The organism is Paenibacillus sp. CAU 1782 (assembly GCF_054551715.1).
In genome coordinates this window covers 943,699-964,353 of record NZ_JBTOLL010000001.1, presented here as the reverse complement: position 1 = coordinate 964,353, position 20,655 = coordinate 943,699, and the positions used below count along the sequence as shown (strand labels likewise).

Genomic DNA, 20,655 nt, shown 5'->3' with positions numbered 1-20,655 from the left:
GACTATGACGATTGCAGACATTTTAATGTTAATAGCCGTTATCTGCATTTGGTCCCTTCTGCTCGTAAATGTGGTGCTTATCATAGCGGGATATTTGTTCTATATCCAAAGCGAAAACGAGCCGGTGCCGGAAATTAAGGGAGAAGCGCCGTTTGTGACGATTATGGTTCCTGCGCATAACGAGGGCATAGTGATAACCAGAACGGTGGAATCATTGCTGGAGCTGGATTATCCGCATGATCGCTATGAAATTATCGTTATCAACGATAATTCCTCGGATAATAGCGCGGAGCTTTTGGCCAACGTCCAGCAGCGATATAAGGGCCGAAATCTCATTATTATCAGCACGGATTCCGTCACGGGGGGCAAAGGCAAATCCAACGCGCTTAACATTGGCTTCCAGCGAAGCAAAGGCGAGCTAATCGCCATCTATGATGCCGATAATACGCCGGAACGCACGGCGCTTCGTTATCTGGTAGGCGAAATTACGAATGACCCTACATTGGGCGCCGTTATCGGCAAATTCCGAACACGCAATAGGGACACAAACCTGTTAACCCGCTTTATCAACATCGAAACGTTGTCGTTCCAATGGATGGCTCAGGCGGGAAGATGGAAGCTGTTTAAGCTTTGCACGATTCCGGGAACAAACTTTATTATGCGCCGTCACATTATTGAAGATATCGGCGGCTGGGACGTTAAAGCAATCGCGGAGGATACAGAGATCAGCTTCCGCATCTATACAATGGGTTACCGTATTAAATTTCAGCCCAAGTCCGTTACGTGGGAGCAGGAGCCGCAAACGGTCAAAGTATGGTTCAAGCAGCGAACGCGCTGGGCGAAAGGAAATATTTATGTCATTGTCAAAAACATTCCGATGTTATTCGACAAAAAAGCGGCCAAGGTTCGTTTTGATATCCTTTATTTCTTATCCATTTATTTTCTTCTGTTAACGTCTCTGGTTATGTCGGATTTGCTGCTGATTCTTCACGCACTTGGGCTGGTCTACACAACAATTGCCGGATTCAGCTCCTTCCTGTGGCTGCTTGCCATTACCTTATTTATCGCGGGGACCTTTATTACGTTAACGACAGAGAAGGGGGAGCTCCGGCTTTCCAATGTATGGATTATTATGTTGATGTACGTATCCTATTGCCAGATGTGGATGGTTGTGGCCGCTTACGGCTTGTACAACTACATAAAGGATTTGTTGTTTAAGCGGGAAGTCAAATGGTACAAAACCGAACGTTATTAAAGCGGAGGAAAGCATGATGAAAAAAAGGTTGTTCAGCATAGGACTTATCTGCATGTCGCTGTTATTGGGGCAGTTTCTCCAACTGGGCAGCATGATCGCAAGCGCGGCCGAAGAGGCGGGGACGGAACGTTACGAGATGTCCGTCATCTCATCGGATGCCTCATTATCTGGAGCATACACGTCAAGACAAGAATATTTTCAAGTGCCGGAACATTGGGAGGTTGACGGAGCGACCCTGCATCTCGACTACCAGGTGTCGCAGCTTGCCATTGAGGATCGTTCCAGCATTACGCTGCAAATGAATGGCGCATCCTTTTATTCATTTCGCCCCGATCCCAACAAAGAGGGCAAGCAGCGCCTCACAGTCGCGATTCCGCCTGAAGTATTGACTGCGGGCACAAATACGCTGGCTTTGATAGGCAATGTCATGACAATTATCGACGATGTTCTTTGTTTGCCCGAGGACAGCAGGGATAACTGGCTTCAGCTGTATAGCAGCTCAAGCGTCAGCTTTAGCTATTCGACAAGCCCGCTGGACGGCACGATCCGCGACTTTGCGAAACGCTTCACGAGTCTGGAGAGCATGGGAAAAAGCTTAAATGCAATCACCATTCCGCAAGAAGCTTCTGCAGCCGAGATGGGAGCGGCCGTACAGGCATTATCCGGCTTCAGCAAGTCGAACAGCCAGCAGGACAAGCAGATTCCCCTGATTACTTTCGACAATCCATATTATGACAGCAAAGAGCTGGTTACGGCGGTTGGCCTCTACGATCGTCTTCCCGCTAATCTTCAATCGGCTCTTGGCAATCCTGATCTGGAAGGCCAAGCGCTGATTTCATTGGTGGAGCAGGATGGACAATGGGTATTGATTGTGACTTCCAAAGATGACGCATTGCTCGTCAAAGCAGGCCGTTTACTCGCCAATAGTGAACTGATGAGCCAACTGGACGGAAACAGCAAGGTTGTGGATGCCAACACCGATGTGTCGACTCCGCCGGTGGGCATTAGCCAAAACATTGTTTTGACCGAGGCAGGGGACACGTTGACGGGACCCCGTCATCAGGAAAAAGCTTATTTCGTTTCGCTGCCGGCAAATCGCTCCATAGCGGACGCCAGCAAAATCAGCCTTGATTTTCGGTACGCCAAAAACCTGAATTTCGAAAACTCCGTTGTGACCGTTCTGATCAACAATACGCCGATCGGGAGCAAAAAGCTGAGCGAGGAACTGGCGGACGGCGATTCCATGACGCTGACGATTCCGAAAAACTTGAATATTTCCGGCAATTTCTCCGTAGTCGTTGCATTTGATCTGGAGCTGGAAAATGCAGCTTGTATTCAAACACAGAGTTATATGCCATGGGCCTTTGTTACGAAGGACTCCGTCATGCAGCTGAATACAAAGGACCGCACCGAGCTATTGTTTAATAACTATCCTTATCCGTTCCTGCGCGATGGCGTATTTAACGAGGTTGCGGTTATCCTTCCGAAGGAACGCGACACTCATACGTATTTCAGCGTATCCAATCTGTTTAATCTGCTTGGCCAATATGCGGAGGGCAATACAGGTAATGTAGTCTTTTACGAGGATGATGTTGCGCCCGAGACGTTAAAAAAGCATAACGTAATTGCCATTGGCAGTTATCAGAATAATAAAGTGATTAGAGACGTCAACGATAACCTGTATTTTAAATACGATTCTGCCGGAAACGGGCTGTTATCCAACGAAAAAATGAGTATCGACTCCCAATACGGCACTCGACTGGGCACGCTGCAGCTGCTTGAATCGCCTTTTGATTCCGGACATGGCTTGCTGGCAGTTACAGCTGCAGATCCGCAATTTTATCAGCTGGCTTCCAAGCTGGTGGCAAGCCAGCAAACGATGTGGAGAGTATTTGGAGACGGGGTTACAGTAGATCGCGACGGCAACATCAACGCCTTCCGCTTTAAGCAGGATGCCGAACAGGATCGGCCGTCGGCAATTAGCAACATTACGGAGAGAACGGATGTGCTTTATTTTACTGTGGCCGCGGGGCTTGTGCTCGTGCTGGTTCTCGTTTCCTTAATTCTCCTGTTCCGCAAATATAGAAAACGGGGGGATCGCGACAATGCGTAATCAAAGCAGTATTATTTCGGACAGCGGATTTTTGCTGCTAATTGTGCTCAGCTTTATATCCATTGTTTTTACAGCCGGAGACCCCAATCAATACATGCAAAATATCATTTTTCTCAATGTCGCGTTTCTAATCGCGGTTATTACGTACTTCACAAATGTGACGGCCGGGCTGATTCTGAACCTTCTGTTTATTTTTGGCTTCGGCACGTACACGCTGTACGAAACGCTTGTTGTTGGAGGAACGATTAATAGCGCTAATTACTTCTGGCTGCTTATGACACCTCTGTTTACTGTCGTAACCTGGATGTTCTCTTATGCCAGCAGGCGTCTGCAGAGCGAGAACGAGCAGCTTAGAAGAGCCAATGACCGTCATGCAACGATGGACGAAAAAACAAATCTGCGGAATAGCCGTTCATTCCAGAACGACGCATCCATATTTATGGCGTTATCGACCCGCTACCAAATCCCGCTTACGCTCCTGGTCATCAATGTGAAGTACTGGGACGAGCTGCGGAGAATGATTAGCGAGGATGAAATGAACGAAGCTATTCTGGAATTATCCAAAGTTGGGCAAACGAGCATTCGGACGAACGATGCGCTCTATATGTTGAACACCGACAACCCCACATGGGGTATGCTGCTGTTCACCGACAGACCAGGCGCCAACATTGTAATCGACAGGCTGCGGCAAAAAGTGAAAGAGATTAATACTGCCGAGTTTTCTGCTAAATACAAGGTGGAATTAACCCTGAAAATCGGAGCGGTTCAACATGAGCCGGAATCGGTCACAACGCCTCTGGAGTTTATTGTCAGAGCCAGAAAAGAACTGGAGTACGATGTGTAGAGGTTTGACATTGAAAATCATTATCGGTACTATGAGGATATACGGTTCGATAATGGGAGGAAATCATTTGTATATTCAATTGCGGACAATGACAGTAAAACAAGGTTTTGGGGAACAAGTGGCGCAAACCTATGCTGTGCCGGGACATATTGACACAATGCCGGGGTTGATTGACCGTACGGTTATGGTCAACGCCCGAAGCAAAGAAACAGAAGAGGTTGTTATCTTGATTCGTTGGGAATCGCAGGATGCCTGGAAAAATTGGGAGAAGGATCCCGTTCACATCGCCGGACACCGTAATAAGCGAAATGCGGAAAAACCGGATTATTTGCTGGATGTATCCGTCAATATGTATCATGCCAACCATGTGTTCCAAGGCACCCACGGAAAAGAATAGCTCAGAAGCCGCTAGTTTGCTGCACTAATGGGAAAGGCCGCTTGCGCCATTGGCGTGTAAGCGGCCTTTGTGTTTTTTGATATAGCCCTAGTAACAATAATAGTATTCCCAAATCTTGTAGGAGTCGTCCTTGCAGTCCCACCAGTTCTTTTTGTTAAACCAGTTCCAAAAGCTGGCTTTAGGCGGATTATAGCTGTTTGTTTTGACGTAGTTGTCAAAGCTGGATTGGCTGTTGCTTGTACTCCCGCCAAAAAATGAAAAAATGGTTGAAATAAAGCTTTTGTTTTTGTCTTGAGCTGAAAACCCGGATGCAAAAGCGGAGGCCGGAAATGCCAGCAAAGCCATTAACAGCGTCAAGCAAATGACCCTTTTGAGCATGGACATGGGAAACCCCTCACAGTTCCACTAATATAAAGAACGATATTGTTCTTTATATAGAATATTACAACATGTCCCTAATATTGTAAATCAGGATTTGAAAAAATTAGGCGTAAGCTCTTCATCGTTAAAGCCTGTATGAAAAATGGAGGTGGCGGCAGGCGACATTGGCGGAATAAGCCAGGACCAGCGGCCGGTTATTTCGCGTCCCCGGTCCGCTTCATTTTTTTGAAAGCGGGCAAATTGTTGAGCAGCAGTATGATGGTCGACAATGGATACGCCATGCTTGCGGTAGGAGTGCAAAACAGCGATATTAAGCTCAACCAGCGCTTTGTCCTTCCATAAGGTAAAATCGCGAGCCGTATCTAATCCAAGCTTTTCGGCAATAGCGGGGAGCAGGTTGTAACGCGCCTCGTCAGTCAAATTGCGAGCGCCAATTTCGGTGCCCATATACCAGCCATTAAAAGGAGCAGCGGGATAGGAAATGCCTCCGATCTCTAACCGCATATCGGATACGATGGGAACGGCATACCATTTGATTCCCAGTTCCGCAATGGCTGTATATTGGGGATGCTCGATGGGGACCTCCTTGACTATACTTTGCGGCAGAGGGAACAATTGCGGTTTTTCGCCAGATGCATTAATAACTAGAGGAAGGACGTCAAAAGGCGTTCCTTCGCCTTGCCAGCCCAAATCCATACATGTCTTTGTGAAGTCCAGTGATGCAGGGTCCCCTACAATTGTTCCGTTCCTCTCGTAACCCGCGTACCGGATAAGCTGATGATTCCAGATGCGCGGGCCGCGTCCGTCAAGATCGGCGGCGGAAAATATCGTGATGAATGGCCGGATCGTTCCGCCGTTTGTGGCCGAAGCGATATGCTGGAGCAAAGCTTCTGCCATTTGCCCGGTTGTTTCGACATGACGGGCATCCGTTACGCTCAAGCTTTCCCAAAACAATCTGCCAATACATCGGTTGCTGTTGCGCCAAGCCATGCGTGCTCCGTGTTCCAATTCTTCTGCGGTATGCCTGTATGTTCCGCTATTTCTTATTTCAGTCTGAATAGCTTGGATTCTTTGTTCTGTTTCCAGACTGCTCTTGCGCAGCTCCCCGTAACACTTCTCGATAAAGGCAGCAGCTTCCTTAATTAGAGGGTTATCTCCCGAAGTATGGCTCAAAGTTGTTCACCTTCGATTTTTGACATGCCCAGAAAACTCCAACTGCCATTATCATCTTGCTTGAAATGATGGGTCCACAGGAAGTGGCAATGATGGAATTCGGTATCCGTTACCGGATAGATCGGATTGAGTTCCTTATTATTCCAGATAAAATAATATCCATTTTCGTTTTCTCCAACAACCGCCTTGCATCCGTACCCTTCATAAGTGCCTGCAAGGCGCTGGAAGTGTCCGGATGGCAAGCTGCAAGCAGGCGGAAATTCCGGTATGCGGGCGTCGAGCCCCAATGCCACATCGGCAAGACAATCTGCCAATGCGGTAACCGGAGTGAAATTGTAATTGCTCAAAACAATAATCGTTAACTTCTCTTCCGGGTAACGGTGCAGCTCGGTTCGGAAGCCATGATACGCGCCGCCATGGTACATTCTTCTGTGTCCATTGCGTCGATCAAGAAACCAGCCCATGCCGTATGGCGCTGATTCGTCATGAAGCATATCGTCAATAACGCCTTTTGGAAGCAGACTGTCTCCATAGAAGGATTGATCCCATTTCAGTAAATCCTCAACAGTGGAATACATTCCGCCTGCTGCGCCAACCGAGCTGATCTCGACATATTCGGCAGGAATAGGCGTGTTGCCTGATGCGTGATAGGCAGAAGCCAGATCCTGAACAATTGTACGGCCTGTCAGCAGTCCTGTATCTTTCATTCCAAGCGGATGGAGGATAAACTCTTGAAGAAACTGGTCATAGCTTTTGCCGCTGACGGCTTCTACGATAAGCCCGAGCAGGTAGTATCCGGAATTGTTGTAACTAAAACGTTCTCCCGGTACGCCATGGGGAAGATGTTTCGCCAACAGCTCAAAAAAGGCTTCTTTTCCCATCGGCCATTTGTTGTAGTTGCCATTGTATTGCGGCAGGGAGGTCATATTGGGCAAGCCGGATCGGTGATTCAGCAGATGCCGGACAGTGATGGCTCCGAATGTTTTCATTTCAGGTATGTATTGGGATGCCAGAGCGTCCAGTTGAAGCCGATTTTGACGTGCCAGCAGCATAATCGCCATAGCGGCAAACGATTTGCTTATGGACCAGATGCCGAAGCGGGTATTGCGCCGATTGGGAACGCGGTGTTCCAGAGAAGCAGAGCCGTAGGCGCCCAGATGTACAATCCTGCCTTCGCGGGCAACCAGCACGGTTCCGCTGAACGGCCATTTTTCCCGATATTGATCGATGTATTTCTGCAGAGAAGACGTGATCGTAGCCGTTGTAGTCATGAGGGATTCTCCTTCCGTTGATAACCACTATTGTAACATGAACGATATACGATCAACTATTCGGAAATAGGCCAGCTGCGATTGACAGAAAGGGCTGAAGTCATTAGTATTAAAGATAGTGAGAATCGTTATCAATGCAAGGGGGAGAAGATGTCCCATGTACTACGAAGAACTGTCACAAGCATTTGCGGAAGTGCCGTTGGAAGTGTACGGCATATACCGGACGCAGTTGGAGTCCGGCATCTATCGAGGCCATGCCGAGCAGCCGACAACAAGGAGCGCGCTGCTTATTCCGCTGCAAGGTTCAGCGGAGTTTTATTTCGACGATCAGGAAGCAATCAGTCTAAAACCCGGCAAAGCGCTTATTGGCGGGAAAGGCATGCGTCTGGAGCTGGAAGTGGGGGAAGAGGGTTTTGTTTATTTTTTGGCCCATTTCCTGCCGTACGACGGCTGCCATGAACTAAGCGGCAAGCTGACCGGCTTGTCCGTGCTGGAACTCCAGACCGAGCCGGGACATCTTATGCTGATGGATCAGCTTCTGCAGCTTGACGGAGCTCCCGGGCAAGTGGAGAAGCTGGAGAAAAAGGCGTTATTTTATCAGCTTGCCGGAAAGGTATTATCCTCGGAGCGGGCATTTCACAACCGCCAAAGCAGCGATATGGTGCAGGATGCCATCCGTTATATAACAACGTGTTACATGGATGCCATTACGCTGGAGTCGCTGTCGACGCGTTATGATCTAAAGCCTAAATACTTCTCTTTTCTGTTCCAGAAATATGTCGGGATCAGCCCAATCCATTATTTGATCCAATATCGGATGTTGTGCGCTCAAAAGCTGCTGTTGACAGGTCAATATCCCGTGTCGGACGTAGCGCGAAGCGTAGGATATTCCGATGCTTATTATTTTAGCAGGCTGTTCAAAAAGCACACCGGAATTCCTCCCAGCCAGGCATCATTGTTCGGCATGCGAAATAATCCATCTTTATTATAACAAACCCGGAGCTTGGGGCACTGACGGATGAATGGGAAACAAGCAATGTACGGCATTCAGGCGGTTATTGATGCCCTGGATTCCGCACAATAGGCCAGTAACGCAAGCAAGGGGCAGTCCATTGCATTTTCTCCTTCGGGAGAATGCAATAGACCGCCCCTTTTTTTAATTCTGCGCAGCTTGTCGGTCGGGAATTCGGAACGAGATGCTGGTGCCTTGGTCCGGGATGCTTTTGATCATCAAGCCTTTACCATAGTGTTGAATCAGGCGTCGATGGGTGTTGGCAATGCCGATGCCGCCATTTCGGTCAAAGGCTTGCTTCAGCAGCTTATCCGCCTTGTCCTGCGTCATGCCTTTGCCGTTGTCGCGAATTTCAATCACAACCTCGTCGTTTTGCCTCTGGATAGCTATCGTTATCGTTCCGCCTCGGGACAAACTCATAATGCCATGCTTCACGGCATTTTCAACCAGCGGCTGGATAGACAGAGGAGGGAGATACAGGTGAATCTCCTGCTGAATCTCCCAATTCACGTTAAGCCGTTCCTCGAACCGTTCCTTTTCGATATAGAGATAAGCCCGAACCAGCTCCAGCTCATGCGACAGGACAACTAGTTCTCCAGCATTGAGGAAATGGAAGCTGATTCGCAAATAGGAGGTAAAGGCTTCCGCAAGCATTCTCATTTTTTCGCTGTCGATATCGCTTAACGCCAGGATGGAGCTTAATGTATTAAACAGGAAGTGGGGATGAATCTGGGCTTGCAGGTAAGCAGCCTCCATCCGCAGCCTTTCCGTTACGGACCGCTTTAGCGTTGTAAGCGACCAGACGCGGTATTTTAGTTCAAGCCCATCCACCGGTTTGGTCAAATAATCATTTGCTCCAGCCGAAAAGCCGGCATAAACATCCGCAGGCTGGCTTCTGGCGGTCAGCAGCAGGATGGGGAGCTCTGATATGGAGTAGCGCTCGCGAATTTCTCTGGCAAGCTCGTATCCATTCATGGACGGCATCATGACGTCGGTGATGACCAAGTCCCATTGCCGCGTCGGAAGCAGCTTCAACGCCTCTTTGCCCGAAGTTGCAAATGTCAGCAGATAAGGACCGCTCGCCAGAATATTGGACAATATTCTTAGATTAACGGGATCGTCGTCCACCGCCAGAATGTGTACCCGATTAACCTCGTCCTCTGGCCCGGAAGCTGCCGAAAGCCAGCTTTCCTCCCACTCCTTATCCTCTACGTTTTCGACCAAAATGGCATTAGGGGGTTCAGTCCTTGACTCAGAGTCAGCAATTGCGGTCATGGACCGTTCAGCCTGTGCCAGTGAAAACCCGAAGGTTGTTCCTTTGCCGGGCGCAGATTGCACATTCAACTGGCTGTCGTGCAGCTCCACCAGTTGCTTGCAAATGCTCAGCCCTAGTCCAAAGCCGCCGCCTTCGCCGTCGTCCCCTTGCTCATAGGGCAAAAAGATGACCTTCAGCGCATCCTCATGGATACCGGCTCCCGTGTCGGTAACCTTAATGATGATTTTGCCCCCGGTTTCCTCGGCCGAAATGGTAATGGAGCCTTCCTGCGTATGTTTAATGGCGTTATGAACCAAATTAAACAGAATTTGAATCAGTCGTTTTTCGTCAGCCATGACCGGAGGGAGGTCCTCGGGAATGGCCGAAATCAGTTTCAGCGGTTTATCCTCTGTCAGATAGGCCAGCATATCCAACACGCCGGGCACGATGGCGTCCAGCCGGAGAGGAGTTACATGAAGCCGGATTCCGTTCTCCTTAAGTGTAAGCAGCTCAAGCAAATCGTCCAGCAAACTGGACATGCGTTTGCCGATTTTGAGCAGCAGCCCCATATCCTTCAGACTTCGCGATCCCATGTCCTGTTCTCTTGAAACAACGCTTTGGGCAATGTTGATTATTCCGTGCAGCGGCGTTCGCAGCTCATGCGAGGTATGGGCCAGAAAACGATCCTTCACTTCATCCGCAGCTCTCAGCTTTGCATTCAACCGGGCGTTTTCCAAAGCGTTGCTCATATAGCTTTTAAACCAATAAGTCGAAAAGGATATGATGGCGATCAGAATATCCAGCGGATAATATTCGCCGTAAACAAATTGCCTGCTGCTCAGCACGCCCCAGACAATGCTGGACAAAATGCTCATTGCCGCCAGCATCAGAAAAATCGCACCGGGCCGGCGCTTCATCAGCATGAATACAATCAGCGCCAAAAACCAGAGAACGGGAAGCATGTAAAAGAGATTAAAAAGATTGTATTTCACCGAATAATGTACGGCAGGGGTTGGGGCAACGACTACAAATAAGCAATAAAGCAGGTGCAGAATGGTATAGGAGCGAAACCATCCTTTATCCCCTTTGCTCTTGGCAAAGTTACGGGTGAGCAGCAGCATAAAGTAGGTCAAACTGATATAGGACAAAATGGTGAGCTTGACCGTCCAGGCATAAGTGATTGGCAGCCAATACAACAACAAATAATCGTGACTGACCACAATAGAGATTCCGGCTGAAGTCAGAAGACCAAAAAAGACGAAAAAAGCTATTTTTGTCCGGTCCAGTAAATAAAGAATACAAGCGTATACGCCGTGCAGGAGCAAAATGACAAAGGTGGTTAACTGAAAACCGATGGAATTCCAGCGTACCGTGTCCACGGATGATTGCAAACCAAGCATCACGGGCTTAATCAATCCGCCCCGGTAGGGGTTATCGAAATTGGCAACCCTGATGTTCAATACAAGCAAGGATTCTCCTTTGGCCGTCGTATACGACGGCGTATAACCCGCGCGTCTCGGAACATAGTCGGCTTTATTGTCGGCCGGCACACCAAATGTCCAAGATGGTTTACCGTTAATTTCCGTGACGGATGATGTTTCAACCTGCTTGATCCAGAAGGTATAGGGATCGTCATCGGCAGGTTCAGGAACGGCAATGGTCAGTTGGTATACACCGTAGCCATACGCGTTAGAAGCCGCGCCAAACGTCCCGCCGTTCTGCCAGCTGCCGGGAACCTGAACATAGGAAGGTTCGCCGGCAGTCTCAAAGCTGTCGGGATAAAACTCCCATTCGCCGTTAAGCGCCAAAGGCCGATTTTGCGAGAAGTCCCAATCCCTTAAATCAACAAAGCCCTTTTCGATAACAGGGACCGAAGGCGGAGCGTTCCACTGCACCCAGATGAGGCGCATGGTCAGCAAAAAGGCTAAAAAGAACAGCATAATCAGACTATATTTGATGAGGATGGAGCGGCTGTGTTTTGTCATGCTGTTTAAGTTCGACATGATTAACGATCTTCCTTCTCAAAAGACTTGCCTCGGCGTATAATTCGACAAAATCATGTCGAAAAACATCGCTTCGCCCGATAAATTGCAGGAATTCAAAGCTTTCGCATCGAATTAAATTGACAAAAGAAATGGGATGAGGAACGCCAGAATGAATCAAGTGTCCGGAAGTGCCGAAGAATTGCTGGCCGTAATTTTCGACTACACCGCCAGAATTGCCAATGAAAACAGGCTCCAGCACGTGTTAGTGTTAATGGCCGACATGGGACGTGATATGGTAAAGGCTGATCGCTGTGCCGTATGGCTGATCGACCATAAAGCAGGGCAATTATTTACGGCAATTGCCCACGGCGTCGGAGAACTCCGGATCGCGGCAGGCACTGGAATTGTTGGTGCATGCATTGCATCGGGGGAGCCGCTTCTTATTGACGACGCTTATCTGGACCATCGCCATAGCCCGGACAGCGACAAAAAAACGGGATACCGGACCAAGGCGGTTTTGTGCATTCCGTTTCGCAACAATGCCGGCGAAGTAATCGGGGCATATCAAGCGATTAACAAGCTTGGATCGGACGAGGTTTTTTCAGCTTTGGACTTGCGGCATTTGTCGCTTGCCGCCGCTTATACCGGAAAAGCGCTCGAGGCCGTTATGCTGCATGAAGAGATGCTGGAGACGCAAAGAGAGATTATCTCTGTCATGGGCGAGATCGGGGAAAGCCGTTCCAAGGAAACGGGTCATCACGTCCGCCGGGTTGCGCAATATTCCTATCTGCTTGCGCTTGGCCTCGGCATGGAGGAGAAGGAAGCCGACCTGTTGCGAAGCGTGTCTCCGATGCATGATATTGGCAAAGTCGCCATCCCCGACTCCATCTTGCTCAAGCCTGGAAAGTTAACGGAGGAAGAGTTCCAGCTTATGAAAAACCATACGTTGATCGGCCATCAGCTTTTGCGCCATTCCAAAAGGGAAATGCTGCAGGCTGCTTCGATTGTGGCCCTTCAGCATCATGAAAAATGGGACGGAAGCGGTTATCCCAACGGTTTAAAAGGTGAGGAAATTCATCCCTACGGCCGGATTACTGCCGTTGCGGACGTTTTTGACGCGCTTGGCAGCAGCCGCGCTTATAAAAAAGCCTGGGAATTGGACGATATCATCAATTTGCTCAATATGGAAAAAGGGAAACATTTTGATCCCGGAGTTGTTGACGCCTTTATGACCATGCTGCCACGCATTCTTGAAATTCGCGACGCGGAGTCGGATTAGATGTACATAAATGGGGCTGACCGAAAAGTTTGACATGGTGAATACTTATTCAGCAAAACCGGTCTCTACCGGTCCTTTCTGCTGACTATTTATTCGTTCCACATGACTTTTCGGACAACCCCAACTTATTGTTCCGGATTGTTCCGGGGACTTATTAAGATTTGGACCGCAATATCTTGGTCCATAACTCGGCATCCTCATAACCTAAACGCCACGCGGCAACGCCTGCCAAATCGTATTTTTTGGCAATGGCAATACGAGCCAGCACGGTTTCATGCGTTTCAGCCCAGAACACATGGGTGTATCCATCCTTCTGGTAGGTATATTTCCACTGGCCGGATTCCGCATGGTAAACTCCTGTAGCGTTGTTTTCCTGAATCAGCCTTGGAATCTCCTTCATAAAGATAGCCCTGTTGTCGACCATCCTTCCGGACGCGTCAAGCCGCCATTCCCTCACATAAAAGGGGATACCAAGCATCAGCTTGCTGCGGGGAACGCCGTAATCCAGAAACTGCTTGACGCCCTCCTCAGCCCACGCGAGTCCGGCTACGGAGCCAGGTTTGTCGCTGCCTCTCCAATGCTCGTCATAAGCCATAATAATAACAGTATCCACAATGGAGGACAACGCCGCGTGATCGTAGGCCGTCAGATGGTTCCAGCTTATGCTGCCTCGCGGCAAATCGATGGAAACCTTCAGTTTTTTGGCGTGGGCGGCACTGGTTAATGCTTTAACAAATGCGGTATAGGCTGCCCGGTCGGCTCCCGCAACTTCCTCAAAGTCCAGGTTGACGCCATAAACGCCTAGCTCGGATAACCGCCCGACCAATGCGTCGATAAAGACAGTTTGCGCTTCCTTATTTTTAAGAAATTGGCTTGTCATTGCACGATCAAACTGATTATGAACCAGCGGAACGGTTAAAATGCCTCTTTCCTTCAACATCGCCACGGTTGCAGGGTTGGAGGTATCCTCCAGCCCGCCGTTGGCATCAGTCAACTGAAACCAGGTTGGCGAATCCATGTCCAGCCCTTGCGTGCCGGCGACATGGCTTTGAATCGTTGCGGAAGCGCTGCTTCCGTTCCAGCCCAGCACCACCAGCGGTTTCACATTGGTCCAGAGCTTACGGCCCTCCAATGTTACGATTGAAGCGTTCGCGTAATAAGTCGCATAGGAAAGGGCGGAGGCGAGCTTATGAAAGCTATTGATTTTACGGTCGCCTTGGAATACCTGTAGGTAGGGATAGCTGGACCATAATACTTTCCCGTCGTTCAGCACCTCGGTATTGGCAAGCGTAACGGCCAGCTTAACCGCCTCCGGCAATCCGCGGAAAGCTTTAACGAGCTTGCCGTTTTGCCTCACCTCGTAGCCCGGAATCGTGGAATGGACAACGGCTCCGCTTTTCAGATTAATCAGTTGGCTGCCAGGAAGGTTTTCGGCTGCCGCAATTCCGTTTTTCAGAAAGGAAATGGGTCCAATGGACTCCGCCGCTTGACCGTTAACGGTCACCTGATAGAGAGGTTCGGCCGCGCTTTGCGCCGCAGCCTGCTCCGGGGTCAGGTTATCCCATATCCATTTCCCCGTTGCCAGTTCAATGACATGGGCATTGCTCCATTTTTTCGCTTCTTTCTTGGCTTCTTCCAGCGTGACATAATTCCAGTCCGGCAACGTGATATCGCCCTGATAAAGACGATAAGCAGCATAGGAAGAGTAGCTCCAGCCCGTACTCTGCAAATCTCGGATATGTACATTTTTTTGGCTTTTTGCGAGCGCTAGAGCGTCCGCGTACGTTCCGAATTCCCAAGCCGCCTCGGAGGCGCCGTTTACATAAACCTTGTACCTTGGAAAGTTGTCCCAAACCCACTGTCTGCCGGCAATCTGCTCGACATGACTGTAGCGGAATTGTTTGGCGTAATACACGGCTTCCGATTGAGACGCAAATTCTTTCAATGGTTTTTCGTTCTGGTAGACGCGGTATTGTGTCATCTTGCCGCTAGCGGCTTCACTCCTTGGCGGAGCAGCCAGCGTCAAACCCATCACCAATACTGCCGAGACCGCAAGCAGAATCGCTTTTCTAACTGTAAAACTTGCCTTTAAGCGCGGTCTCTGAGTTGCAATGGGCCTCGATAAAGGATTCATCCGCATTGGTTTGCAATCACTCTCCTCTGTTAATCTAGTACATTAGACGCGAGAGGAGGGGAGGAGTTGCTTCAATGTGGTGTAGTAAAATGTGGGAATGGGCGGAAAAATAAAGAAGATAAACAAAAAAAAGCAGGATGCCTGGTTCGGCAGCCTGCTGGATAAACAAAAGATGAGCTTGCATGGTACAACTACATTAACCGGCGAATTCCGCCCAAAATTCGCCTTGCTCTTCATCCAGGCCAAGCTTAATATCGGACCGGAAAACGCGGCGGTTTTGCTGGGAGTAGAGATATTGCTCGATGGCTTCCAGCAAATTGGACTCTATCAAATACTGGCTGCGGCCTGCTACCCAAATTTCAGCGGTATAGCCGTATTCCTCATCCCAGGATAGCTGCACCTCGACCTCTGTAGGCGCTATGCCGCGCCGTTCGGAGACATGAAGGCAAATCGCGTTAATGATTTCATCCGTATAAAGTCTCACGATTACTGAGGCCTCCGCGGATCAGGACGTTGTTCCTTCTTGCTTCGCAAGTAAACAAAGGCAACCCGGATCAGCATAATGACCGCAAAAATCGCCAGCAAATTGATCAATAGGCCAAAAATTTCGCCCATTGCGCCCATGCCGCCAAACATGCTGCCGAACAACAGACCTGCCAAACCGCCTGCTACCATGCCTTTCATAAAGCCGCTGCCGCCGAACAAACCGCCTGTTTTGGCAGCTGTGCCAGCCGTTGCGCCGCCAGTAGTGGAGCCGGTAGTGGTCTTGCTTACATTATCTGTTTTTTTCGGGGTTTGCGTAAAGCTTTGTTTTGGCGATTTGAAGCCGCCGCGTCTTGCGTCCGCCTCCTGCGGGAAGCCAATTGCCAGCAGCAGGGTAAGCGCGATCATAACCAAGAACCCTTTTTTCATTACGTTCTTTCTCCTCCTGTTAAATAAGGTATCTAATTTGCTAACATAATGGAATACGGCTACTATGGAATCAGGTTTCATTTTTTTATGGACAAACTTTATTGAATTATGATATTTCTCACAGTTGAGGGTTGGGTGGACAGATGAAGGATTATCCTGATGCCTATTGTTCCTATTTAATTGAATTTCATGCAACAAGAGACTACTTTGAGTGCCACGAGCTGCTGGAGGAGCACTGGAAAAATCATCCTCAAGACGGCTATTCCGCTATGTGGGTAGGCCTTATCGGGGTAGCTGTGGGGCAATATCATGAACGGCGGGGCAATTTGCGCGGCGCAGCCAAGAGTTATTCCCATGCAATGGGCAGGCTAAGGGAAGCCAACCTTGAATTGCTGGGCCTGGATACGATCAAGCTGATCCGGCAGCTAGAGGAACGGAGCGCTGCGGCGGAGCACGCATTGCCTTATGCGGACATGATGCTTCCGCTTGCTGATCGCAACCTGCTGGAGAGATGCGTGAAGACCTGTGTCGAGCTGGGGCTGGAATGGGGCGCGCCAAGTCCGATGGGAGATGAGGGATTGATTCATCGCCACAAGCTGCGCGACCGCTCTGAAGTTATTGCCGCAAGAGAAGAAGCGCTGAAGCAGAACCGCCGCAATGGGAAAAGCGAATAGAGTCAGCATGTTTGGTATAACATTTTCATGACTGAAAAATTGCCTGCGGAGATCATGCTAGAGGCGAATCCTGAACGTGGAAGGCGCTAACGCGGCAGCGGGCGAAAGTTGCGGAGCGCAGTTTCAGGGTTTAATATATTTATAGGAAGCAAGCTGCGGCTAGCTGCCAATAATGATGGCCGGTATGGCGAAAGGCGGAGTGGAACAATGACGCAAAAACAGCAAGACATTTTGGCGGGCTTCAGGGAAAGAATACATAAGATTCAAAGCTATGGAGAAGCGCTTGCGCTGATGCATTGGGATTTGCGGACGGGCGCGCCGCGCAAAGGGATGGACATAAGATCAGAATCGCTGGGCGTATTGTCAGGCGCTATGTTCGAGCTTTCTGTTGCGCCCGAGCTGGGAGAATGGCTGGAGCAGCTGGAGGAAAAGGCTGCATTTTCGGAGCTGTCGGAAATGGATCAAAGGCTGGTTCAGGAAACCCGCAAACAATATGACCGCAGCGTCAAAATTCCGCCAAAGCTGTTCCAGGAATACACCGTGCTGGCATCCCAGTCGGAGTCCAAATGGGAAGAAGCCAAACACAACAACGACTTTGCAAGCTTCCAGCCTTATTTGGAAAAAGTCATCGGCTACACCAATCAGTTTATTGATTTGTGGGGACCGGGAGCAACCCGCTACGACACCTTGCTGGACGAATACGAACCTGGCATGACAGTTGCCGAGCTGGACTCCATCTTCGGCGGGTTGCGCGCTGAGCTTGTGCCGCTGGCGGAAGCGATAGCGGCTTCGCCGCATCAGCCGGATACCTCTTTCCTTGAAGGGGCGTTTGACAAGGAAGCGCAGAAGGACTTTGGCCTCTATATTCTTGGACAAATGGGCTACGATTTTGCGGCGGGACGACTGGACGAAAGCGCTCATCCCTTTGCAACGGGGCTGAACCCGGGCGATGTTCGCATCACAACCCGCTATTTGCCGAACGATGTAACCTTTGCTCTGTTCGGAACCATTCATGAAGGCGGGCATGCCTTGTATGAACAAAACATCGCTGCCGAGCTGACCGGAACAACGCTTGCTACAGGCACTTCCATGGGTATCCACGAATCGCAATCGCGCTTCTGGGAAAATGTGATCGGCAGAAGCCCGGGCTTCTGGCAGCGTTATTTTGGCGAGTTCCAAAAACGGTTTCCGGGCCAGCTGAATGTTTCGTGGGAGGAGTTCTACCGCGGCAATAACGTTGTTAAGCCGTCCCTTATCCGCATCGAGGCCGACGAGCTCACGTATAATCTGCATATCATTATCCGGTATGAGCTGGAGAAGCTGATCTTTAACGGAGGCGCTAAAGCAGCTGACCTTCCTGAGCTCTGGAACAGCAAATACAAGGAATACCTTGGCGTGGTTCCAGGCAGCGACTCGGAAGGCGTGCTTCAGGACGTGCATTGGTCCGGCGGGGCGTTTGGCTACTTCCCATCCTATTCGCTCGGCAACATGTACGCTGCCCAGTTTACGGATACGATGGAGCGCGAAATTCCGGATATGTGGGAGCAGGTTAGCCGCGGCGAGCTGCTTCCCATCAAGGAGTGGCTGGGCGACCGCATCCACCGTTTCGGCAAGATGCGTACGCCGTCCGAGCTGATCACCTCTGTAACGGGCAAAAGCCTGGATCCGCAATATTTGGTGAGCTATCTGAAGTCCAAATACAGTGATATCTACCGGCTGTAAAAATTCCAAAACGCTAATCGTATAAACTCTTTCCAAGATTACCTTAGCGACAAATTAATTTAGTTAAGCAAAGCCCGCAGGAGAATCCGTGCAAACGGACCCCCGCGGGCTTTTTTGGCGTTATGTCTACGTCAGCTTATCACTTACGGCATCTGTTTTGCATAGGCTGTTGTACATTAATTTTTGCCAATTGGCGGGAGGAATGACCTATGAAAAAAGGCAGGCTGGGATTGCTGCTGGCCGTCCTGCTGGCGGCATCAGCCGTATTGTCCGGATGCGGCAAGGACAGCGGGGAGAAAAAACATGTGGTGATCGGCGAAGTGACGCGGTCGCTGTTTTATGCGCCGCAATATGTGGCGATCGAAAAGGGATTTTTTGACCAGGAAGGATTGGACATCGAGCTCACGACAACGCCTGGCGGCGATAAAACAATGACGGCGCTTCTGTCCGGCTCCATTGACGTTGCGCTGGTGGGATCGGAAACGTCGATCTACGTCTACCAGCAAGGAGCCGATGATCCCGTTATCAATTTTGCCCAGTTGACCCAAACCGACGGAACCTTCCTTGTGGCAAGGGAGAAAATCAACAGCTTTGATTGGTCGGAGCTTAAAGATTCTGTATTCCTTGGGCAAAGAAAAGGCGGCATGCCGCAAATGGCGGGCGAATTCGCGATGAAGAAAAACGGCATTAATCCCGGCGTTGACCTGGAAATGATTCAGAATATCGATTTTGCAAACATCGCCGCCGCTTTTTCGTCGGGAACGGGAGATTACGTTCAGTTATTCGAGCCTACCGCCTCTATTTTTGAAAAAGAAGGCAGAGGGTATGTCGCGGCATCCTTCGGCGTAGAAAGCGGGCATTTGCCCTACACCGTGTTTATGGCGAAGCAAAGCTACATCGACAAAAACAGCGAGCATATTCAAGCGTTTACCAATGCCGTGTACAAGGCGCAGAAATGGGTCGCGGAGCATAGCGCAGAGGAAATCGCGGACGTCGTCATTCCTTACTTTGAAAATGTAGACAGAGACATCCTGATCAGCTCCATCGACCGCTACAAATCGCAGGGTTCATTTGCGGAGAATCCCGTTGTGGATGAAGGGGAGTGGAGCAATCTGCTGAACGTCATGACGGAAGCCGGCGAGCTGGCCCAGGCAGCGGAACATGGGGATTTGGTGGATACGAGTTTTGCGGAAGCCGCGATTGCAGATTCCGCCAAATAGAGCGCTAGAATCAAAGGAGGAGGATGTGATGAAGCAAACGCCGGCTATGGAGCTGCGGGGAGTCTCTCACGTCTATGTCAACGACAAGGGCGCTTATCTGGCGGTGGAAGGTGTCCAGTTGGCTGTTGCCCGCGGCGAGTTTGTCAGTCTTGTAGGTCCAAGCGGCTGTGGCAAAACGACCCTCCTCAGCCTCCTTGCCGGCCTTTTTCCGCCAACGCTTGGGCATGTGCTGCTGGATGGCAAAGCCGTTACGGGTCCGGCTCCGCAGGTGGGCTATATGCTGCAGCAGGACTACTTGTTCCCATGGCGCACCATTGCGGACAATGCCGCCGTCGGCCTGGAAATCCAGGGACGCAAAACGCCGCAAAGCATGGAAAAGGTAGGGGAATGGCTTGCGGAACTGGGGCTTGAGGGGAGCGGGGGACGATATCCCCATGAGCTGTCGGGCGGCATGAGGCAACGCGTCGCCCTTGTCAGGACGTTGGTTACCGAGCCGGAGGTGCTGCTGCTCGACGAGCCATTTTCCGCGCTGGACCTGCAAATCAAGCTGCAGCTGGAGGACCTTGTTGAGAAAACGCTCCGTCGTTTGGGCAAAACGGCGGTGCTGGTGACGCATGATTTGGCGGAGGCCGTTGCAATGAGCGACCGAATAATCGTAATGGGCCGCGGACCTGGCCGCATCACTCGCGAAATCATCGTGCCGGATGCGCTCCGTGCGGCTTCGCCGCTAGAAGCAAGGGGGCTGCCGGAATACGGCGAGCTTTTCCGGGAACTGTGGGAGGAGCTGGAGGAAAAGGAGGAGGACAGCAATGGCGCATGACGATCCCGGCGGACGTACACGGGAGCCGTTGACCGGTGACGGGTCGGAACTGGCCGGACTTGGCGAAAATCATCAGCGGGACGAGAAGCTGGCTGGGGAGGGGGCAGGCCGTGCTGGCAGTGGCGGTAACCATAAGCGAGACGAGAAGCAGGCTGGAGAGGGACCAGGCTGGGCCGGCAGTGGCAGGAAACATCGGTGGAATGCGAAT

17 protein-coding genes are annotated in these 20,655 nt (G+C 50.3%); 10 read left to right on the top strand and 7 right to left on the bottom strand.

The features are described from left to right. Positions 1-4 precede the first annotated feature (4 nt). From ACX93W_RS04710 to ACX93W_RS04695, 4 genes are all read left to right on the top strand, one after another. Positions 5-1,255, top strand: a complete 1,251-nt coding sequence (locus ACX93W_RS04710; RefSeq protein WP_459391147.1) for a glycosyltransferase family 2 protein — start codon at positions 5-7, stop codon at positions 1,253-1,255. Between the two features lie 13 nt (positions 1,256-1,268). Continuing rightward, positions 1,269-3,368 (top strand): cellulose biosynthesis cyclic di-GMP-binding regulatory protein BcsB, encoded by a 2,100-nt coding sequence (locus ACX93W_RS04705; RefSeq protein WP_459391146.1) that lies wholly within the window; start codon positions 1,269-1,271, stop codon positions 3,366-3,368. Continuing rightward, entirely contained in the window at positions 3,361-4,212 is an 852-nt protein-coding gene (locus tag ACX93W_RS04700) for a GGDEF domain-containing protein (RefSeq protein ID WP_459391145.1), read from the top strand. The genes ACX93W_RS04705 and ACX93W_RS04700 overlap by 8 nt, the downstream gene beginning before the upstream one ends. 67 nt (positions 4,213-4,279) lie before the next feature. Then, positions 4,280-4,609 (top strand): antibiotic biosynthesis monooxygenase, encoded by a 330-nt coding sequence (locus ACX93W_RS04695; protein WP_459391144.1) that lies wholly within the window; start codon positions 4,280-4,282, stop codon positions 4,607-4,609. 87 nt (positions 4,610-4,696) lie between these two features. Here the strand turns inward: ACX93W_RS04695 and ACX93W_RS04690 are convergent, their stop codons facing one another. The 3 genes from ACX93W_RS04690 to ACX93W_RS04680 all read right to left on the bottom strand — a co-directional run bounded on the left by ACX93W_RS04690 (position 4,697) and on the right by ACX93W_RS04680 (position 7,434). Further along, positions 4,697-4,993, bottom strand: coding sequence for a hypothetical protein (locus ACX93W_RS04690; RefSeq protein WP_459391143.1), 297 nt, complete (start codon positions 4,991-4,993; stop codon positions 4,697-4,699). A gap of 84 nt (positions 4,994-5,077) precedes the next feature. Next, positions 5,078-6,163, bottom strand: coding sequence for a nitric oxide synthase oxygenase (locus tag ACX93W_RS04685; protein WP_459391142.1), 1,086 nt, complete (start codon positions 6,161-6,163; stop codon positions 5,078-5,080). Next, positions 6,160-7,434, bottom strand: coding sequence for a serine hydrolase domain-containing protein (locus ACX93W_RS04680; RefSeq protein WP_459391141.1), 1,275 nt, complete (start codon positions 7,432-7,434; stop codon positions 6,160-6,162). The genes ACX93W_RS04685 and ACX93W_RS04680 overlap by 4 nt, the downstream gene beginning before the upstream one ends. Positions 7,435-7,591: 157 nt before the next feature. Between ACX93W_RS04680 and ACX93W_RS04675 the strand changes: the two genes are divergently transcribed. Continuing rightward, a complete protein-coding gene (locus tag ACX93W_RS04675; RefSeq protein ID WP_459391140.1) occupies positions 7,592-8,425 on the top strand; it encodes a helix-turn-helix transcriptional regulator in 834 nt (277 codons plus the stop codon). A gap of 165 nt (positions 8,426-8,590) precedes the next feature. Here the strand turns inward: ACX93W_RS04675 and ACX93W_RS04670 are convergent, their stop codons facing one another. Then, complete coding sequence (locus ACX93W_RS04670; RefSeq protein ID WP_459391139.1) at positions 8,591-11,704, bottom strand: hybrid sensor histidine kinase/response regulator; 3,114 nt, start codon at positions 11,702-11,704, stop codon at positions 8,591-8,593. 151 nt (positions 11,705-11,855) lie between these two features. On the opposite strand from ACX93W_RS04670, the gene ACX93W_RS04665 reads away from it, so the two are divergent. Next, entirely contained in the window at positions 11,856-12,965 is a 1,110-nt protein-coding gene (locus ACX93W_RS04665) for an HD domain-containing phosphohydrolase (RefSeq protein ID WP_459391138.1), read from the top strand. A gap of 154 nt (positions 12,966-13,119) precedes the next feature. Here the strand turns inward: ACX93W_RS04665 and ACX93W_RS04660 are convergent, their stop codons facing one another. The 3 genes from ACX93W_RS04660 to ACX93W_RS04650 form a co-directional block, all read right to left on the bottom strand. After that, positions 13,120-14,997, bottom strand: coding sequence for a glycosyl hydrolase family 18 protein (locus tag ACX93W_RS04660; RefSeq protein WP_459391137.1), 1,878 nt, complete (start codon positions 14,995-14,997; stop codon positions 13,120-13,122). Between the two features lie 298 nt (positions 14,998-15,295). Continuing rightward, entirely contained in the window at positions 15,296-15,583 is a 288-nt protein-coding gene (locus ACX93W_RS04655; RefSeq protein ID WP_459391136.1) for a YxcD family protein, read from the bottom strand. 2 nt (positions 15,584-15,585) lie between these two features. Continuing rightward, positions 15,586-16,011: a hypothetical protein gene (locus tag ACX93W_RS04650; RefSeq protein ID WP_459391135.1), complete on the bottom strand. Its 426-nt coding sequence runs from the start codon at positions 16,009-16,011 to the stop codon at positions 15,586-15,588. A 143-nt stretch (positions 16,012-16,154) separates the two neighbouring features. Here ACX93W_RS04650 and ACX93W_RS04645 point away from each other — a divergent pair, with 143 nt between their 5' ends. The 4 genes from ACX93W_RS04645 (at position 16,155) to ACX93W_RS04630 (ending at position 20,447) form a co-directional block, all read left to right on the top strand. After that, a complete protein-coding gene (locus tag ACX93W_RS04645; protein WP_459391134.1) occupies positions 16,155-16,685 on the top strand; it encodes a DUF309 domain-containing protein in 531 nt (176 codons plus the stop codon). 207 nt (positions 16,686-16,892) lie between these two features. Beyond that, on the top strand, positions 16,893-18,407 hold the full coding sequence (locus ACX93W_RS04640; RefSeq protein WP_459391133.1) for a carboxypeptidase M32: 1,515 nt from the start codon (positions 16,893-16,895) through the stop codon (positions 18,405-18,407). A 209-nt stretch (positions 18,408-18,616) separates the two neighbouring features. After that, complete coding sequence (locus ACX93W_RS04635) at positions 18,617-19,627, top strand: ABC transporter substrate-binding protein (RefSeq protein WP_459391132.1); 1,011 nt, start codon at positions 18,617-18,619, stop codon at positions 19,625-19,627. 28 nt (positions 19,628-19,655) lie between these two features. Next, positions 19,656-20,447 (top strand): ABC transporter ATP-binding protein, encoded by a 792-nt coding sequence (locus tag ACX93W_RS04630; RefSeq protein ID WP_459391131.1) that lies wholly within the window; start codon positions 19,656-19,658, stop codon positions 20,445-20,447. The last annotated feature ends 208 nt before the right edge of the window (positions 20,448-20,655 follow it).